13 protein-coding genes and 1 pseudogene are annotated in these 19,704 nt (G+C 39.5%); 4 read left to right on the plus strand and 10 right to left on the minus strand.

The window, feature by feature from the left end:
- Positions 1-22: 22 nt before the first annotated feature.
- The 10 genes and pseudogenes from MKX70_RS02190 to MKX70_RS02235 all read right to left on the minus strand — a co-directional run bounded on the left by MKX70_RS02190 (position 23) and on the right by MKX70_RS02235 (position 14,654).
- Positions 23-2,191, minus strand: a complete 2,169-nt coding sequence (locus MKX70_RS02190) for a Z1 domain-containing protein (protein WP_340839489.1) — start codon at positions 2,189-2,191, stop codon at positions 23-25.
- Positions 2,192-2,386: 195 nt separating this feature from the next.
- Positions 2,387-3,103, minus strand: coding sequence for a hypothetical protein (locus MKX70_RS02195; protein ID WP_340839490.1), 717 nt, complete (start codon positions 3,101-3,103; stop codon positions 2,387-2,389).
- 28 nt (positions 3,104-3,131) lie between these two features.
- Positions 3,132-3,353, minus strand: a pseudogene (locus MKX70_RS02200) (YdbC family protein).
- A 36-nt stretch (positions 3,354-3,389) separates the two neighbouring features.
- Positions 3,390-6,461 (minus strand): type I restriction endonuclease subunit R, encoded by a 3,072-nt coding sequence (locus MKX70_RS02205; protein WP_340839491.1) that lies wholly within the window; start codon positions 6,459-6,461, stop codon positions 3,390-3,392.
- 15 nt (positions 6,462-6,476) lie between these two features.
- Entirely contained in the window at positions 6,477-7,802 is a 1,326-nt protein-coding gene (locus MKX70_RS02210; RefSeq protein ID WP_340839492.1) for a restriction endonuclease subunit S, read from the minus strand.
- Complete coding sequence (locus MKX70_RS02215; RefSeq protein ID WP_340839493.1) at positions 7,792-9,288, minus strand: type I restriction-modification system subunit M; 1,497 nt, start codon at positions 9,286-9,288, stop codon at positions 7,792-7,794. Before MKX70_RS02215 ends, MKX70_RS02210 begins: the two co-directional genes overlap by 11 nt.
- 98 nt (positions 9,289-9,386) lie before the next feature.
- Positions 9,387-10,424 carry a 5-methylcytosine-specific restriction endonuclease system specificity protein McrC gene (gene mcrC, locus MKX70_RS02220; protein ID WP_340839494.1) on the minus strand — a complete coding sequence of 346 codons (1,038 nt, stop codon included), beginning with the start codon at positions 10,422-10,424 and terminating at the stop codon, positions 9,387-9,389.
- Positions 10,411-12,873, minus strand: coding sequence for an AAA family ATPase (locus tag MKX70_RS02225; protein WP_340839495.1), 2,463 nt, complete (start codon positions 12,871-12,873; stop codon positions 10,411-10,413). Before MKX70_RS02225 ends, mcrC begins: the two co-directional genes overlap by 14 nt.
- A gap of 38 nt (positions 12,874-12,911) precedes the next feature.
- Positions 12,912-13,601: a hypothetical protein gene (locus MKX70_RS02230; RefSeq protein WP_340839497.1), complete on the minus strand. Its 690-nt coding sequence runs from the start codon at positions 13,599-13,601 to the stop codon at positions 12,912-12,914.
- 717 nt (positions 13,602-14,318) lie between these two features.
- Positions 14,319-14,654, minus strand: a complete 336-nt coding sequence (locus MKX70_RS02235) for an excisionase family DNA-binding protein (protein WP_340839498.1) — start codon at positions 14,652-14,654, stop codon at positions 14,319-14,321.
- Between the two features lie 452 nt (positions 14,655-15,106).
- Here MKX70_RS02235 and MKX70_RS02240 point away from each other — a divergent pair, with 452 nt between their 5' ends.
- From MKX70_RS02240 to MKX70_RS02255, 4 genes are all read left to right on the plus strand, one after another.
- Complete coding sequence (locus tag MKX70_RS02240; protein WP_340839499.1) at positions 15,107-15,964, plus strand: hypothetical protein; 858 nt, start codon at positions 15,107-15,109, stop codon at positions 15,962-15,964.
- A 291-nt stretch (positions 15,965-16,255) separates the two neighbouring features.
- Complete coding sequence (locus MKX70_RS02245; protein WP_340839500.1) at positions 16,256-17,569, plus strand: tyrosine-type recombinase/integrase; 1,314 nt, start codon at positions 16,256-16,258, stop codon at positions 17,567-17,569.
- Positions 17,570-17,583: 14 nt separating this feature from the next.
- Positions 17,584-18,573, plus strand: coding sequence for a tyrosine-type recombinase/integrase (locus MKX70_RS02250; protein WP_340839501.1), 990 nt, complete (start codon positions 17,584-17,586; stop codon positions 18,571-18,573).
- A 114-nt stretch (positions 18,574-18,687) separates the two neighbouring features.
- Entirely contained in the window at positions 18,688-19,617 is a 930-nt protein-coding gene (locus MKX70_RS02255; protein WP_340839502.1) for a tyrosine-type recombinase/integrase, read from the plus strand.
- Positions 19,618-19,704: the final 87 nt, after the last annotated feature.

The following is a 19,704-nucleotide window of genomic DNA, read 5'->3' on the forward strand; positions in this document are numbered from 1 at the left end:
GTACGAGATAAATTTGTTTTTATTAATCCGACACTTCTTCACTCGTAAATACTGCCGTCCGCGTATCCGCTGGTGTTACTAATACAGGCCACCAAAATGGATGACCGCTCCAGCCTTTTTCAACTTCACCCTCTTGACGGAGCAGAACTAAGGCAGGGATATCTTGCGCCACATCACGAGCCTTGTTTTTCTCTTGATAAGAATCTGGCGAGTTTTCAAGTCGTCCATCATTTTGTTTGAGTCGCTGTGCCTGACGTTCTTTACGTACCAAAATCCATACCTTTCCTTGACGTTCCTCTAAAGTGGTAGAGCGATTACTTAAAAACTCAAGACTAGATATAAAAGCCTTAAGGTCCCAGTTATGCCCCTCTTTAAACGTACTTTCGATGAGCTTGGCCATTTCAATTACTTCATCAAGATTCATTAGGAATGGCTCATTATAGTTGTTAGTTCTATTTTCTAACATTTTATCAATCTGAGTAATAGCCTTTTGAATATTCGTTTTGGCTTTCACTTCAAAACCAACAGGTAGTAGACGAGAAGATGGCTTAAGTGTAGTTATACTCGATAACAATAGCTTATTTGGCGAACATGGTACAATTTTGTCTTTTGTATCCTTTTGGATAAAAATCACACCATTATTTTGGTTTCCTCTTTCAAAAGCCTCACGCAATGCAGTATCGAAATCGTGGATTTTTTTCATAATATCGTAAATGGGCTTTGTCGTATAAAACCTGGTTACAATTAAATCTTCCATTGGCCGGGCACCAAACATACGGGAATGCTGCAGTACCGTATCTTGCTGGAATGTCTTCGGTCTGCGACCGTAATAAAATCCAATTAAATTCCCTATGGTTATGCCACGGTCTAAGATTTGTCCACCAATAAAAATATTCAGTGGAGTTCTTAATTTTAATTGGCCTGTTTCATCCAGAAGTTCCTTCACCTCTTTTTCCGAATTCACCACCATTGTCATGATGTGCTCATCCAAGAAAGCCTTCCGCACTTCTTTTTTAACCGATTCAATAGTAGGTATTTCTAAATGATAGAGATCAATTGATTCTTTAAGGTTATCGTATGCTTCCTCAATCAATTCGTTATATCGTGGCATATCTGCCTTGCATTCTTCATTTAACTTATCGCAGATTGCTAAGATAACATCATCTTGCCAACCATGGGAGGATTTATTTTGTTCAGTATGAATGATAAAACTAAACTTTTTTTCTACTTCATTTAATTCTCTGTTCTGCAATCGACGAATGGAGCCACCAACAATAAAGTTGACGATAGCTTCACGGAGCGTTTTAACTTTAGGACTAATAAGACAATCTTCTATTTTAAATGATCGACGATCTGATTTTTTCAGAGCTTCCAATTCACTCTCATTAACTTCTTCAAACAAATGATTCGAAATGGAGTCACTGCCATCATCATTCTGATCAAAGTAAAAATCGCCACCGATATACCTATTGTGTATGGGAACTAATTTAGTAAAGGCAGGTCGAATGGGCTTGAATTCCAGTTTTTTGGATTCAATCGTCAATTCTTCAGGCTGAAGATAGAGAGAGTATGGCGTTGCTGTAACTTGGAGAAAATCGCACTTACCAGCTTTTTTGCGAAATTCATCTATACTACCGGCAATTTTTTTAATTTCCAGACCTTCAGCTTTAGACTTATTAAAGCCAAGACTGGCATAGTCAGCTTCATCATCAATTATCAATATTCTCTTTTCTCCAAGTAACGGATATTTCTCAAAGAATGCATTATGGAGTCGTTCCATGTTACGCTTTTCCTTTTTCACAACAAAGACAAGTTTTTGGTTAAGCACATAACCCCGGAGACCACTTGGTACATTCATGATGTCAAAAACTTGCATTTTGTCGTTTTGAATGAGCTCATGAAATTCACTATTTAGACGCTCAATCGTCTGCTGTGCAAGTGCAATTGTTCCTTTGGTAAGTATTATAGTCACATCGAAATCATTATCATAAGCAAGACCCATAATTCCAATAAATGTCCGAGTTTTGCCTGATTGAATTTTCCCGAGTAACATTCCTGGACGATTAGCGCTTGTATTATTTTCCTGCAACTTAGCAACAGTTTCCTTAATACAGGTCTCTAGGGGCTCATCATATCCATTTTTTTCTTTTAATGTATTATAAAAAATACCGGTTTGTATTGTCTTTAACATAACAGTTCTCCTTAGTAGCCGAATTTAATAAACTTATTCTAACAAGTCTCAATGACCACTTTCTGTCAGGAAACAGGTGTTCTATTTAAAAGAGTACTCCGTATACAGGCGAATTAATTTCAATAACTTGAAGTGTTAAAATGGGTTGATTTAAAAAAACCGAAGGGCTATCCCTTCAGTTTCTTCTATAATAGTTCATTCCTTATTTATCTCCGTATAATCTGCACGGAAGTAAACTTTGTAATCAGTAGCCTTAAATCCATACGCCTTCAACATTTTTAGTATAAGATTCCGAATGCTATTTCCACTCATGTTCGTTTCTATGTATACTTGATCAAGAATAAGCTGTGGTTTTCTCATACCTTCCGACTTGACGGAGATATACTTATTCTTCTTGCCATTCATTCCACGTGCATGTTCAAACTCAAGAAATTTGGGACTATCCAAAGTCATGAGCAGTTCGACAGTCTTTTTCAGCATTTCTTGCCAAGTCTTCACTTCGACAATATTCTTTTCATTTATTCTAAAAGCAAAGGGCCGCTTATGTGTAAAGTTCTCATATAAAGTATGCTCAACATTATTATCTACAATATAATCAGCATAGTTTGGGATTTTCTTTCTTTCAGCTTCTTCATCGGTGTCCTCGTCATCAACGATATCCACTGTATCTACTCCGAGGGAAGCGACAAACTGATCAATCTGCTGTTCATAATCGTGAATAAACATTGCCATATCATCATACTGTCGTCTTGTAGCAAAGTCTCTATTAACAAAAGCATCATTCGACTTATGATTAATTGCATTCATCGTATCGTTGAGTACTTCCCTTATAAGTTCCAAGCTTTCCGAAAGATCAATTGCCTTGTTTGGAAATTCCGTCTTCAAGCTCTGCACCACTTGATCAATGTTCACTCATTGTAGCCCCCTGTATACGGATTAATTACAACTCCAACCCATTCAAGAATTCTCTTAGTGTAATTATTTCTTCCTTCGACAATGCAACACCCTTGCCCATTTTATCATGCTCAGGTGACTATTCACGGATATCATACTTTGGTTCACGGTCATTCCAGCTGATGAGATTGAGCTCCTTACTCCAGCCTTTTGCGCCTTCGGATAAAACTCCGGTGTTTCTAGTGATTTCGTATTTAAGCTCTGCCATAGGGTTGCTCCCTTTCAAGTGATGTTCAATGTCTAACTATAAATAAGTCCCTCTCGTCTCCGCAGCTATAGAAGGATTTGTCCAATGGGTCCTCTGAGTATACAAGTTGTTCTTCATTTGCAGTTCTGCTTGCTTAATCACCAATTCTGTTGCATCTTTGATTTCATCAGGCGGGTATTTATATTCCTTCAATAAACGTTTGATGAGGGATCTCATATTGGCTCTGGCATCGTTACGTTTTTCCCAATCGGGAGTTTTGTTATCATTAATCAATTGAATCAATCTCTTTGCCATTTCTCGTAGAATGTCTGATTTATAATGCGCTTTGATTAGCTCTGGTTTCGCCAAAGCATCATAGAACGCCTGCTCCTCAGGCGACAATTGCAGGTCTATACCTTCATTAGTTGCCGATTCAATCTCCTTGGCGATATCGATCATCTCGGTAATTAGTACATTAATATCTTCAATATGGTTATACCGCTCTACGATAACTTTTAGCTTGTCGGAGAAATATCCCGAACGAACAATATTCGTTTGCTCAAACCATTTGATCTTATCATCAAGCAGTTTTTTCAGGATGCCAGCTGCAACATTTTTACGTTTCATCGCCATGATCTTTTGCAGATTCTCAACTGATAACAGACTCTTTTCTTGCTTTGCAGAAATGGAAACCACCTCATCGCCATCTCTTATAATGGCTTGCTCGATCATCTCCGATATTTTCCGTTTGAACGCTTCCACATCAGGCATCCCATCCCGTTCTACCTTAACAATAAACGATTTGATTGCCACGAAGAAGCTTACTCGGACGCGCACTTCAAAATCCAGCGCAGTCGCACAAATGGTGTACGCACTTTGCAACCTAACTACATGCTTCAGAAAAACATCTTTGGCGCGTTCCTTCAATACATGCTCAACACCATCTTGAATGAGCTCGAAGCGTTCTTTTGGCGAAGCTTCCATATACCTGCTAAAATCAAAGCCGTGGAACATTCCTTCCAAAATCTCGGTTTCGGTCATTAGTATTTCCTTGGCTTTTTCGATATCAGGCACACTGTTCTTATCCCGATTGGTATAGGTATTTAAGGCTTCTTTTAAATATTTGCTCAGCCCGATATAATCAACGATGAGTCCGGACTCTTTCTCTTTATATACGCGGTTGACTCTAGCGATCGCTTGCATCAAATTGTGTTCTTTCATAATTTTATCTATGTACATCGTATCTAGGCAGGGAACATCGAAGCCGGTTAACCACATATCGACCACAATGACTATTTTAAGATCGCTGTCCTCTTTTTTGAAAAGGTTAGCTAGTGTTTGGCGGTATTGCTTGGTTCCTATAACATCGCGCATTTCTTGTTCATCTTTATTACTGTCCGTCATAACCAGACGAACGTGATTGGCTAAATCCGGTGCTTTCTGTTCAATAAGTTGATACATCCGAAAAGCAATTTTGCGTGAATAGGCGACAATCATCGCCTTGCCTTTAAGCATATCTTTACGAATAGCATAATGCTTCAAAATATCATCCACGACCAGATTCAACCGATCTTCATCACCAATGACCGCTTCCATCGTCACGAGATCTTTTTTCAATTGTTCTATCTTCTCGAGAGAAAGACCTTGTTCTTGAATCTTCGCGACTTCATGATCGATCTTGTCGAGTATCCCTTCATCGAGATGCACTTTGGCTAAACGATTCTCATAGTGTAAATCTACTGTTGCTCCATCCAACTTGGCTTGCGTCATATCGTAAACATCAATTAGATCGCCAAACACCCCGATGGTTGATTTATCATTGGAGTCGATGGGAGTACCCGTAAAACCTATGAATGTAGCGTTCGGTAATGCATCTCTTAAATATTTAGCATAACCATAGACCAGCTCAGCTTCCAGCGTCTTCTTGTCAATTCTGATATCGGGATCGACTCCGTATTGGGATCGATGGGCCTCATCTGCTATAACAATAATATCGTGACGATTAGAGAGCATCCCTGTTTGTTCAGTGAACTTCTGAATCGTTGTAAAGATGATCCCGCCCACAGAGCGCTTATCTAACAACGTATTCAAATCCTCCCGTGATTCAGCACGAACCGGAGATTGACGAAGATATTCCGTTGCACTGCTGAAGGTCCCGTGAATTTGCTCATCTAAATCATTGCGATCTGTTACCACAACTAACGTCGGATTGTTCAACTTCTGAATTAAACCCGCAGATAAAAATACCATCGAAAAAGACTTGCCAGAACCCTGAGTATGCCAAACTACACCACCGCGTTTATCTCCATCCACAGCATGAACGACACTATGGATAGCCTTACTCACACCATAATATTGGTGGTAAGCAGAAATAATCTTGGACTTTCCACCTGCAAAAAAAGTGAAGTTCTTTACCACGTCCAATAGCCGCTCTTTGTGCAATAAACCTTTGATTAGTGTACCGATCTGCGCAATGTGAGGTGCATCTATAATAGGGGAATCAATATCAACTTTTTTCCACTGCATAAAGTAGTCATAGGCTGAGGTGATCGAGCCAAAACGGGCATTTACCCCATCACTAATGATACTAAAGGCATTATAGTGAAACAGAGGTTTGATCATATCTTGGTACGTCTTGATCTGTAAATAACCATCATGAATCGTCGCTTGCTCACGAACTGATGATTTCAATTCAATGACTACGAGCGGTAAGCCATTAATGAATAAAACGATATCCGGGCGCTTCTCAGCTTTATAAATGACTGTAAATTGATTGATTGCTTTGAATGAATTGTTATAGGGCTGTTCAAAGTCCATCACTTTGACAATTCGCGCAGGAATGTCCTCCCCATACACTTCAATTCTGACGCCTTCGATTAGATAGCGATGGAATAGTTGATTGGCGGAAACAAGACTCGCGTCGTCGATATAGAGAATTTGACGAAAAGCAGCTTCTATAATTTCTGATGATAGAGTTGGATTAAGAGAATTAAGAGCCTCTCGTAGATCGTCCTCTAATACAACCTTTGCATAATCACGCACAAGGTCGTAGCCGTTTTGTATGGTGTAGTTCAGTTCGTCATGCAAAAGTTCAAGAACTACTGCTTCCAGGCTATCTTCTGTAAACATAGGTTCACCGCCAATCTATAATTCGACTTGAGATACGTCGATTTCTCCGGACATGAGTTTGGGGAGTAGGGTGTCTCGTAGTTCAGACAAAACGTTTGATTCCTGTTCGTTATTTGCAATTCTTTTTCTTATTACAGATACAATATCATCAAATCTCTCTAATACATCTGTTGATGGAACTAACATTTCGAATCTTCCAAATGTCTCTGGACGTACAGCTGGATATGCACTTCCTTCAGCATTATTTGTGAGGTGTTGAACAAATTCATCTGTAGTTACACTACAATAAAGAAAAGAAGATGGTATTAATTTTGAGGTTAATACAACAAATCCAGTAGAAACTACCATGTTAGGGTCTGGATTATGAATATACAGATATGACTTTCGATTTGGACGAACAGTTGACCAAAGTACATCACCGTGTCTTGTTAATCGTTTTGCTCTTGAAGGTGCGCTTTCTAAGGGGATTGACTCCAGCCTTTGTAATTTCCCATTATCTACTGAAGATATATCAACATACTTTATACTCTCAAAAGAATAAGACTTTGTTATGCTTCTTTCGTTAATTGCTACTAATTCTTTTAAGTACTTAATAGTCCATCCCTTCGGAATCTCTTTTCCTAACTCCTCGCACCATTCCATCACGCTCCCACTAGACTTATAGGTTTCACCGTTTTCATTTGGAAACTCAAAATCAACAAACCATTGCTTGAATATCGCCTGAGCCATTTGCTCAAGCACTTTGTTCATGCGGTTGTTGAGTTCGATTTTGTCGTCAATAGAGCCTAGAATATTGGCGATTTTGTTTTGGATACTACTATCAGGCACTCTAATCTTAAATTTCAAGCAATCAGGTACACGTATATGACTTACGGTTGAACCTGTTCCTTCATAAAGCTGGATTTGTCTCTGCATGAATGGACTTTTCATGGAATACAGTAAAAACCTGGAGTTTAGCATTTTTGGATTTGCTCTGAACTGGATCAAACGTTGACCCAAAAATATTTTATCTTCCGTCTTCACAATGCCTACCTCACCTATTGGTGCTTCTCTCGTTAAAATAACATCCCCAATCTGTGGAGTAGACCTTCTTGTCCAAACCTTGTAGACATCTTCACTAACATATTTTACTGATTCCAGGTCAATATTACCGTTTTTCACATTAGTAGTTCTAATCATTTTGTATTGTGTTGCATAATCTACCGTTGGAGCTGTTTTATTAACACAATCTACTATAGAATCACAAACATCACTAATACTCATTTCTTCCCACTTCAAGCAAGCAATTTTTTTTTCATCCAAATGAATCAGCAGTTTATTCGAACGCTTATCAGAACTCATAACCAATAGCCCCCAGACTCTTCTTGATCTTCTCGTCCAGTACAGAAGACTCCGACATTAAATCTGAAAGTTCGGATACAAGCTTCTCCATCTTTTCCTCAAATGGTTCATCATCTACGATTTCTTTCACACCCACATAACGTCCTGGCGTTAGCATATATTCATGCTTCTGAATTTCCTCAAGACTAGCTGACTTACAGAAACCGACCTCATCCTCATATCCATCATTCTTAAGCCACTTATGGTAGGTTTCCGAAATCAATGAGATGTCTTCATCTGTTAACTCCCGTAATTTGCGACTTACCATAACACCCATGTCACGAGCATCAATGAATAACACTTCACCTTTGCGTTTCTTCCCACGTCTCAGGAACCATAAGCAAACTGGAATCCCCGTGGTATAGAACAATTTATCTGGCATAGCTACAATACAATCGACTACGTCTTCATCAATGAATTTAATGCGAATCGTACCTTCCCCCGCCGTCTGCGAAGATAATGAACCGTTTGCCAAAACGATTCCAGCAACACCTTTGGAGGGTTTTAATTTATTCAACATATGAGAGAGCCAAGCATAGTTGGCATTGTTCTTAGCAGGTATTCCCCATTTCCACCGCGGATCATCTAACAAGCTGTCTTGTCCCCAATCACTTATATTAAAAGGAGGATTGGCTAGCACATAATCAAATTTCTCATCTCGGAATTGATCGGAATGGAATGTGTCTTCGTGCGTTTTCCCTAGGTTGGATTCAATCCCTCTAATGGCAAGGTTCATTGTAGCTAGTCTTCTCGTCTCCGCGTTTAATTCCTGTCCATATACTGAAAGCTTGAACGTGCTGCCTCCATGTGCTTTAACGAACTTCTGAGCTTGTACGAACATTCCTCCTGAACCGCAACATGGATCATAAATCGTGCCCTCGAAGGGTTCGATCATATCTACCAATAGTTTAACTACGCTACTCGGAGTATAGTACTCACCGCCACCTGCCCCCAAGATAAAGGCGAATTTACCGAGAAAATATTCATAAACTCGACCAAGCGCGTCCTCTTCAATCAATAACGTATTAGAATTTTCGAAGACCATAATGACTTCGCCAATTCTACGTTGGTCAATATCTGCACCGGAATAGATCTTAGGTAGTATACCGGCGAGATTTTTGTTTTCTTTTTCAATCGCAATAAAAGCCTCATCAATGATTTGACCTATGTTAGGCTTAGTCGCATGCTCAATGATGGATTTCCAACGTGCTTCTGTAGGGACATAAAATACATTAAAGCGTTCGTATTCATCTCGATCATCCTCGAAGCCATCACCTTCTGCAATCAGTTCGTTATATCTTTGCTCGAATCGATCCGAGATGTATTTGAGAAATACGATACCCAGTACGATATTTTTATATTTGGAGGCATCTATACTACCTCTAAGTTTATCCGCTGCTGCCCATAGTTTGTCTTCGATACTCGTTACTAATTTTTCATTGGCCATTGTATGATTTTCTCCTGTCTAGATGTTTAGTAGTTCTATAGACTTATTCCACTTACTAACTTGAAATTCCTTTATTCGACAAATGATTCTCATCCTTTTTAAATATTTACGATGTCAATCAACCGATTATGAATGCTCTGCCAGCTCTTGTTCAGATCAACCGTATACACATTCAAAGGATGACCTTTTATCACATAAGTTAAATCAAGTTCCTTGTCGACTTTGGGATAAAGAAGAATGCCAATAACAGTCTTTTTATTCGCATGATTCGCTTGGCGATAGTTATTCAAATAAGCAAATATTTGATACAAATTGCCGCTAATCAGTTTCTCCAAATCATACCTTTGGATATAAGCGGAATGATAAAACTTCGTATCCATTATGATTTTGTAAGAATCACACTCCAGAGAAATATCCGTTTCCATCCGAGGAAGTAACGACAAGTCCTCTCCCTCTGCATCCCAATAAATCACTTCTCTAGTAACCTTAAATTCGGTGCATTCCGCTCGGTAGAAATTACGTACAAAGCTTTCAAAAAGAGCAGCCATTTCTTGATGATTACGCTGGAAATCCATGAATTTCAGATCTGATTCTTCTTCATTCATAAGTAAGCAGTCATAGAACAGCTTGCAAATATCCAAGACAAATCCATAATACTTATTGCTCCTGTGCAATCGAACTTCGGTAAAGATACGAGCATTTAATGAGATCAGAGATATCTCCCCAAAATAAGAGTAAATCCGGATTACTTGGTCACGCAGCCCCGGATCCAAATCTTTAACATGAAGAAGATTGAATAATGTGGTCTTAATAATCCGGTTATGCAGAGTATCATGATTCAATTCTGCATATTGGATCACCATCTTGCTTCTATTGAAAGATAGCTTACGAATGGAGTCTTGAAAATTGATTTTACCTTTTAAGGATGCCGTTTCTTCGGTTAACTCCGTGTACTCTCTATAAAAACCTCTCTTAATCAAGGACTGCAGCTGTTCCAGAAGCACTCGTGTGAGCAGATGATATATATCTCTATCCTGTTCCTGACCTACAGATACAAATTCCTTTTCTTGGAGTCGATTCCATGCATAACACAACATGTAATAAACATTCTTGACAGGGATTTTAGTATATTCCATGAAGCATCTCTCTCACTTTATCTTCGCGGTCGAACCAATATTCGTTGAGCAATGGTTCAACTTCCAGCTTCATAATTCTTCGGAACCATTTTTCCTCGTCTTGTACATCTGTTAATGGGCAAAAATAGCTGTGTCCGATTTCATAACCTTTACCCAAATTCAGCGTATCTTTCACGATTGCTTGATTTATATCAGTAAGAGTAGTAATGATCTTATCGATGCAGCCTTGACTAACTCCCTTGCCCATAAGATTTTCTCTAAATTGTTGGCTATGAAAAGCGGGCTCTACAGAGATAAAGGCAAACCTTCTACGGAGCGCATAATCTACCAATGCTAGGGAGCGGTCTGCCGTATTCATCGTACCTATCATATATAGATTCCTAGGAATATAGAACAACTCGTCCCCTTCACTGTAAGCAAGCTTTACTGCATAGGATTTACCACGTTTATCCGTCTCGATAAGCATCATGAGCTCCCCGAATATTTTGGACAAATTACCCCTGTTGATTTCATCAATGATCATATAATAATTATGTTCGGGGTCCAGAGTTGCCTTCTGACAGAATTCGTAGAATATTCCATCCTTGAGAGCAAAGCCTCCACCTGATACTGGCTTATAACCTCTTATAAAGTCTTCATAAGCATACGACTGATGAAATTGAACCATGATTACCCGGCTATCATCTTTTACTCCGTTATGCAGATAAGCAAAGCGCTTCGCAACAAAGGTCTTACCAACACCAGGCGGCCCTTGCAAAATAATATTATTCTTATAATCCAAGGTTTCTATAATCTCCTCAACCTTTTCTGGTGTCATAAATACTTCTTCAAATAAATGCTCTAGCGTGTATGGTGTAAGCTTCTGTTCTAACCGAATCTCTTCAACCTCAGCACCGTTCTCCTCAAGCATTTCTTCTTCAAACCCTGTTAATTGTAGAAGCTCTTGAACAAAATCTGTATAACTCGTAATATTCGTTAGTGTTTTCAAAGGCGTTTTATTAGCTACCTGCCAATCTCCTACCTTCAACCAATCCGCTTTTCGAATAGAGTGATATATCCCTCTAGTGGGATCATATTTGTAATCCGAGGTTATTGCACCCACAGCAATGATGCTCTTGCTTCCTTTCTTAATGAAAACAACGTCGCCTTCTCTCATCTCGTTCGCAAACTCGTAATTAGCCAGAGCATCATTATTAGGGTTGTGTACGAGTTGGAAAATCTCCTTTAGTGATTCATTAATTTCTCTCTTGCTTGCATATTGTTTTAGATCACCTAACTCTTCCCAGCCAATCGCAACCAATCCATTCTTATAGAAATCATCCCAATGTATCGCATCTTCACCGGCAGCAAGCAACCAATATTGAGTACTGGAAGTATCATCATCATCCTCAGCTTTGCCGAACTGTTCGAATAAAAAGCTTAAGAACTGGTCAATCTCCAGATAAAGAGGCAATTCCGTCTTTCTACCCACGATATCAAGATAATGTTTCAACACTTCATGATCCAAGAGGCTTTGTTGGAATTTCATAAACTTAACGCCGTAGGAATCCCCTCTTGCATATTTAGGATTAAGTAGCAGTACATTTTCAACGGCAACCTTATCTCTTTGATTGTAAAAGCAATACTGATCCGGAAAGACATTACCAATCAGCTCGCTAACCACACTGTGACCAAATCCGAACAATTTGTATTCATCGCTCGAAATAAACCCATCGATTCGTTCTTCAATTTCTCCTTCCCCATACAAAAGGAAAAGAAAACTATTACGATACTTTTCAATAGGCTCATTTATATTTCCCAGAGCTCTCTTTCTGGCAAGGTTCATTCGAAAAGCGTTAATATGATTACCAAGCTCCTGTATCTTTTCCCACTCTAAAATTTCTAGGTTCTCTCTATTCTTGAAAGTTTGGAAAAAGCGTTGGTTACCGTATATAAAATCGCACTTTTCAAACCATTCATCAGCACTCTCTTTAAACAAATGTAGATATCTATCTAACAAGGGCAGACTAGCTCGTTCGCCGACCTGTTCTGGTGCATTCCAGTACTTAAGCAGATTGCTATATTCGGAATCAGACAATCGGTAGTTCGTCAGCTGGCTGATTCTAAATATCTGCAAATTCATCGTTTCCGGAATTTGCTTGAGTTCATGTCTCATCAACATGCCTTCTTCGGTATTCAGCCTTACCTCCTGAACTTTAAGCTGGATCTGAAAATGCCCAACTTTATCTTCACCTACAACAACCGGCGTATTCATTACGGTACAATGTGCGATCACACCACCGCTATTCTTAGTACCACCGTCTGATCGCCATATAAATACCTTGTCATCCTGTTGAATGTCATTTATGTACTGCTTTTGTCTTACATCCCAAGTAACAACTTTATTCTGCTGTAAATATGTATCTACATCAAACGCGTTGGGATTACCCTGAAAAATCCAATATGTCATCGAAAAGCCTCCTAGTATAAGTTTCTAATTGAATGATTTCAAATCCCTTTCATGGTCTTAACATCTACAAACAAGTCAACCATATATGGTTGCAAAACATGCTCGTGATCCAACCCCAATATCTTCTTTGTTTGTCCAATAGCAACCTGCCAATCTTTAACGGAAGATGGGCAGGTTACAGAGTAATCTCCTATAAAATATAAATTAATTAGAAAGGCCTTAATCCCGTTTAACTCACGAAGATAATACAAATGTGCTACTCGGTTTGCGTATTGATAATAGGTTTTCGTCCAATCAAAATGTGCACCTATCCCTAAACCCTCTTTCACCTCGTCTAGGGTTTGCTTAATTAACGCCAAAGATTGTTCTCCCGCCTTCGACCCTGGAGACTTCAACTCCTTTAAATTTGCCTTTGCCTCCACCAAAATAACTTCTTGCGTATCCGTTACACCGAGACCATCCCACTGTGGTCCCCTAGAAGGCCAAAAGTTGTGCAGAGGTACAGTAATTTTATCTGCAACACCAACTTTTTCTAGAAACCCTACATCTCTAAATTCCGCCATTGAATTACTACGTATTGGCGATACCCATTGAAGTTTCCCCTTTAAGGATAGTTGCTTTGTCACTAATTCAATGGAGTCTGTCTCATTATCATTCACCCAAGCTTGAATTGCTCGGAGACTGCCTCGACTGTTTTCAGGTTGGGGATAGCCTTTAGGTACATTCATATTGATGGACACCTCACTTTAGGTTTCTCCTGAATGATGCTATTTTCTATACACGTACATAATCATTCCGATGTAAAAAGTAAAGCCCTGAGTCCTTAACGGTAACCCCAAAAGCTCGTTGTAATTCACCTGTGTAAGTTGCAACCTGTGGCCGGTAAAAGTCTATAAAGGCCGTATACCAATTATGTATCCTTCTCCTTACTCTACTGTTTAATTCGTTTTTCCCAAACCAGTCCCTGCCTTTAATTCTTCTACCCTCATTATAAAGATTAAGTGTGATATAAAAAACTTGCCCATAAAGCGATAACCAGTTCCTTTTCCATCGTTTGTATAGGGGCAATAGAATCAAGTGAACGCAAATCACGATATATATACCAAACGTCCACTTCACATTTGAAAGCTAGGTCAGCTGCAGAAATCCCGGGATTTACTTGGATAGCATTAATAATATTAAGATACGAATGACTTTATCACCCCTTTAAATTGCTCCGCATTTATATAGATATGAGAATTCTACTTTATTGCAGTCTAGGCTAATTATATTTCACTAAATATAGGCAGGAATTATTTACCGCTTGTTTTAAATGCTTATCTTACTGTACTGTTAAAATAATCAACCACCACAGTCTATTTCATCCGTATCGGATGGGATGTTTTGTGGTGGTTTTTTCTGATTAACATATTCATGAAGTAATTAAGCTAATTAACTTAGAAGCGTTATTTAAGGATATGAGGGGTGTTAGTGTGAATCCAAGAATTGATTGAGTCTCTATAAAACAAGATTCTTCTTCGTACTCTCACAAAGGGGATTTGATTTTCACGTACCATTGTATAAATACAGTCTGATGAAACACCAAGATAGTCAGACAACTCCGTTACAGAAAATACAGGCTTCATTTGAAGTTCAACTTGTTGTGCGGCTGAATTAACGTCACTGCCGTCAGCAACTGTGTCAGATTGAAACTTTTCTTTCCCGACGCCGACTAGCAGTTGTTCTTCCATTTGTACTAATGTTTTTAATAATTGAATTCGTAATATTTCATATTCGCTCATAAAGTTTACCTCCAGGAGATTATTCAAATCAACACTTTACATAAAGTAACCGTCACAGTGATTGATGCTCTTGATATGAGCTTTAAGATTACAGATCTCACTTGATATGATTTCTTATGGATATCTTATTACCGGAATTGCCTTTACACTTTAGAGTTTCAACATCTTTGAATATCTAATTGCGGTTTCAGTAATGTTATGCCTCAGTTATTAACTCACTCCGGCATGCCTAAGTTGTACCTGGGACTTACAGATGTACTAATCAAGCAAATACCGTTGTACTACAGAATTACAATTCCCTCCCATTGAATCAAGAATCTTTCACCAACAAGACTTCGGAGGTGTCTTAATATCAGTTTCCCCAATTTAACGCATTGGTTCAAATTTCTCAGTTCAACTGAGAGTTTCTATAATGCCCACCAATATGCATTAATATGGTTAGTGGTGATGCTATGAACACTACCATCAAATATGATGGCGTCTATCAAAGTCATGTTCGTTCCCTTGTAGATGAGTATTTTGCAGTAATGCATAAGCTGGAGAATACAAGTAATTCAAAACAGCTACAAGCAAAATTAAAATCAATAAAACGCAAGATATGTAGGTTGGATTATGTGGATGTGCTGGCGTTGCAAAACTCCTTTGAGCTTTGGCATTTACTTATGAATGATCCAGACCTTTATTTTAGACGCACGCTCTGCAGAAGATTATTTAATCTTTCAGAGCCGGACGTAGCAGAAGCACTTGGGTATTCTGCTACAAGAGCAGGCGCGGCACATAACTTATTTAATTCATCTGGCATGCCACATTGGCCCAGACCATTCCAACTTTCCATTTTGCTCAATCATCCTTGGCAATTGGTTAACAAAAATGACCCAGAGGAATACTCATACTCTTCACCAACAGAGTACTTCGACCCCGGAGTTGCAAAAAAGATACATATTAAGGATCTTTCTAAGGAGAGAACCCGAGTAAAAAGTATTGCGGGTTTTGTCATTTTAGACCCCCAAGAGCTTTTCCCACTAGAACTGCCTCCTGTGACCGGACGCTGGGTTACTACTTATCCTGAAATGGATTACTTCGAGTTCCATCTCTACCATGAGCCCGTACTGGATAAAGCTTTACAGAAACGCATCCTTAACACATTTCCATTTGCTAACGATGCGATAACAACCTATGTCCCCTTTAGATCAAAAATGAGATCCCTTTGGGTCATGATGCCGAAAGTGGGACGGGAGCAGGACTATAAAGGACTCATTACTGAATTCAAGGGATTTAGGGATGCTACAGTCCACTGTCATCTTAGGTAGTCCCACTAAGCCGTCTCTATCTGGAGGCGGCTTTCTCAGTTACACTGAGAAATTTCAAAGTCCACTTTAACCATGGCCATCCTAAAGGTAAGACAAAACAAGGAGGGCTAAACAGTGGATCACAATAACCATTTAATCACTAAGAACGAGCATTCAAAAAATAACGAAACCTAAGAATCTTTTCGGCAGAATTTTTCTTTTGCCGAAAAGATTCTTGACGTTCAGGGTATGTTTCCTACTCTCAGTGACGATCATGATATTAGAAAAGTCACGCGTGAGAAGGTGGAACATATGCTGTATGCCAAACAACTGATACCTGAAATTCAACCTATTGAAGACAAGATCTATCTAGGGGCAAAAGGTATTAATCAATGGATCTGGGAAAACAAAGTACAAGCTGAAATATCTCAAAACTTATTACGAGAATATTTAAGTCGTGGAATGCACAATACACCTCATAACTTTTTTAGAAAGTTCCAACTCACTCGTAATCTGCTGTTTCACATTGCGAAACTTTATGAGATTGAACCTTTTCAGATTCAAGATAGGCACTTGCTTGATCCGAAGTTTCTTCATCAGGGTTTCGAAGGTTTAGCTAAAGATGGATTCACATCAACTCTATTCCACTTCCTAATGCGAAAATCCATTCAAAACGGAATGTTAGATAAAGACTTCCCATTCGTTAAAGCATCAGACAAACAGTCACGCATGCATCCTAGAGTCCTCAGCTTCCAAATACATATGGAAGAAAAAGGGTTATCCCGTAAATATATTCGGAATACAGCTACCCACGTACACCAACTCTTGGTTTGGCTTTGTGCAAATGTCCAGATGTTTAGGACAACAAGTCCAGATACGATCTCAATTTTCCAAATTAAAAATGAACATTTGCTGATGTACCGCACCTACAAACTAAGGCTCGTAAGGGATGATGGCAACAGCCGAATCTCATTTGCACACAGTATATATGCCATACGCTTATTCTATCGCTTTTTGCATGAGAAATTTGGCTATGAGGCCCCCTTACAGCGCTTCTACTCCATAAAGGCCCCCCGATACAGCCCTCGTGAACTTCCAACGGATCAGCAAATCGAAGCATTCTTTCATGTGGTGGCGCAATATGCAAGAAATCCTGTCCGTGAAGAGATTGGGTACCGATTGATGTTCCATCTGGGGTTACGCTTATCGGAAGTAGCGCATATCAAATGGAGTGATATTAATTTAGGAACACGAACGATCGTCATCCACAGTAAAGGCAAGAAGAGTCACGTTTTACCTCTCGTTGGAAAGCTCTATTCCCTTTTACAAGAGCTTCACACCCAGCCGAAGACAACCTACCTCTTGGGACAAAAAACCTCTACGATTAAACATGAGGTATATGAATATTTCATTCTTTATGCGATGATTACCGGTTGGCCGTTTCCAGGTGGCGTTCATATCTTCCGCCATATGTTTATTACGCGTCTTGCATATAAAGGCGTCCTTCCGCAAGCGATAAAAGAATTAGCCCGTGTAAGTATGCTGGATACCGTAGGGCTATACATGCATATGGCGCACCGAGATCAGCACATGATTAGTCAAATTGATCTGCTCAAATATGAGTAAGGAGGAGGTACGTTATGCCTATATTTGATGATACGATAGCCAATGATATTGCTTTTGAAGAAAACCTACTCCAACTGGCGGATCAATACGGACCGGACGCGTTTAAACGTATGTTGCAGCGCCTCTCACCCCAAAACAATGCTGAAGCGGTAAAAATGAAGGAATCGGTTCTGCTAGAAGATGCGGTTCTCCATTATTATGAGAGTGATGCATTTCAGAGCTTAGCAAAAACCTCACAACAAGCATATCGCTATGAAATGAATTTGTTCTTGCGGTATTGCAACCGCATAAAAGGAACCTTCCCAAATATCAAGGAGATTTCATCTGCAGCTTTTTTAAACGACTATCTAGCCCCTGTTCAAAAACTGAATACACGTAGCAAAAAAGCTGCTTTTTTACGAAGTTTTCTGGGAGAGGTTTTTGCTCATTTTTTCAAGCAGGATATCCGAAAACTCAAACGAACCCTCTCTATGGAAATAGATCAAAACCGTGAGCCACGTGCGTTTACCAAAGAACAGTTGGATGAGCTGCTGTGCCTAGTTCGACTCGGCCGCGAAGCTCACCGCAATTTCACCATTTTATGGACCTTTTTAGGCTCGGGTATTCGGCTGAGCGAATTGTTACATCTACAGATTGGTGATATTGTTTCATCCCGGCAAGAGATCCTTGTACGTGGAAAAGGAAAAAAGGGATATAAACAGCCTAGCAAAATAACCAAATCCTCACTTGAAATACTGAGCAAATACGTGAGCTTTCGTTACCATGGCGTGAAAGACGCGCAAGATTATCTGGAACGATATATTTTTTCGGACGACAGTGGAAAATCCCCTTTACATGAAAGTACGGTTCAGAAGATGTTTGCTGCCTTGATTGATCAAGCAACCTCTATACCCGGATCCGACAAAAAACCTTATCAGCTTTCCGTACACTCTTTACGGCATTCCTTTGCTCTCTATCTGCTTGAATCAGGTGTAAATCTATACAATGAGGCATTCGTGGCTTAGCTCCACGGAGGTTTATTTAAAATTGTTTGATAGTATGCTGGTTAAGGCAATCGATCAGCATCCCCTCGCTCAGCTTAAAGCAAGCGATCTCTTTTGAATCAGGAGGCAATCTCTATGGCTTTTTTACTTCAGTCCGCCTACTTCAAGATCTGGAGCAACCAATTCACATTAAGAAATTCAACCAAACAAAAATATATAAGCGTACTCAAGAAATTCGAAGCCTTCTTACTTGACAATGGTTTTGAAGGAGACCTTGATTTTGATCAATTTCATGCCAGTCGTGAGCATCCTAGTAGATTCCTCCCCATTCAACGGCAGGTATTTGATCGTTTTTTTCTGGACTTAAAACAACATGAACATATGTCGAACATGAATTTGGCAGCGACCATCACCGTATTACGATGTTTCTTTGAATTCCTGTATGAAGCCGATCTGATTCAGCATAACCCACTACTCGGATATCCTAGGCCAAAATTCGAGTCTCCTATTCAAAATACGGCCTTGTCGAAAGTAGAATGTCTCGCCCTTCTTCAAGCTGCATTGCATAGAAGCCCGTTCTACCGGCAAGAGTTTGTGTTTCTCTGGTTCATGCTGATCACGGGTCTTCGACTCTCAGAGGTCCGTTTCCTAAGGCGAAAACGGGTACACTTGGATACACGGATCGTCCACGTTTTTGATGCACAGAAAACCGAGAAACGACCTGTGGCCCTCCCTCAGGATCTCACGGTAGAACTCGAACGGTACATCCAACATCCTGAATATCTTAGATATGCGAATCAGGGGGATGAATACCTATTCCATCAACATGGAAAAATCATGACAGTCGATAAGATTAAAGGTATACTATCTGATTTAACTCACGATGCAGGTCTTGGCAGGCATATTCGCCCACATGATCTTAGACGAACAGCGGGATATTTGATGCAGACAGGAGGTATGAGCATCATCGATATTCAGCATCAGCTGCGACATAAAAATGTAGGAACAACGTTGCGTTATGTACCACCTTTGAATGATTTGACTAAGATTCTTGAGGATACCTAAGGTGATACCAATCAATATTAATCTATTAAGGTAAGGTCTCACTTCTTTATGAATGGACATAATGACTAATATAAAAATCCATTGTAG

The organism is Paenibacillus sp. FSL R7-0312, from assembly GCF_038004445.1.
Classification (GTDB): domain Bacteria; phylum Bacillota; class Bacilli; order Paenibacillales; family Paenibacillaceae; genus Paenibacillus_AQ.

What these genes read in the sequence shown, in the direction of transcription:
- MKX70_RS02190 (WP_340839489.1), bottom strand. Translation starts at nt 2,191, where the DNA reads ATGTTAAAGACAATACAAACCGGTATTTTTTATAATACATTAAAAGAA.
- MKX70_RS02205 (WP_340839491.1), bottom strand. Translation starts at nt 6,461, where the DNA reads ATGTTTACAGAAGATAGCCTGGAAGCAGTAGTTCTTGAACTTTTGCAT.
- MKX70_RS02210 (WP_340839492.1), bottom strand. Translation starts at nt 7,802, where the DNA reads ATGAGTTCTGATAAGCGTTCGAATAAACTGCTGATTCATTTGGATGAA.
- MKX70_RS02215 (WP_340839493.1), bottom strand. Translation starts at nt 9,288, where the DNA reads ATGGCCAATGAAAAATTAGTAACGAGTATCGAAGACAAACTATGGGCA.
- mcrC (WP_340839494.1), bottom strand. Translation starts at nt 10,424, where the DNA reads ATGGAATATACTAAAATCCCTGTCAAGAATGTTTATTACATGTTGTGT.
- MKX70_RS02225 (WP_340839495.1), bottom strand. Translation starts at nt 12,873, where the DNA reads ATGACATATTGGATTTTTCAGGGTAATCCCAACGCGTTTGATGTAGAT.
- MKX70_RS02230 (WP_340839497.1), bottom strand. Translation starts at nt 13,601, where the DNA reads ATGAATGTACCTAAAGGCTATCCCCAACCTGAAAACAGTCGAGGCAGT.
- MKX70_RS02235 (WP_340839498.1), bottom strand. Translation starts at nt 14,654, where the DNA reads ATGAGCGAATATGAAATATTACGAATTCAATTATTAAAAACATTAGTA.
- MKX70_RS02240 (WP_340839499.1), top strand. Translation starts at nt 15,107, where the DNA reads ATGAACACTACCATCAAATATGATGGCGTCTATCAAAGTCATGTTCGT.
- MKX70_RS02245 (WP_340839500.1), top strand. Translation starts at nt 16,256, where the DNA reads ATGCTGTATGCCAAACAACTGATACCTGAAATTCAACCTATTGAAGAC.
- MKX70_RS02250 (WP_340839501.1), top strand. Translation starts at nt 17,584, where the DNA reads ATGCCTATATTTGATGATACGATAGCCAATGATATTGCTTTTGAAGAA.
- MKX70_RS02255 (WP_340839502.1), top strand. Translation starts at nt 18,688, where the DNA reads ATGGCTTTTTTACTTCAGTCCGCCTACTTCAAGATCTGGAGCAACCAA.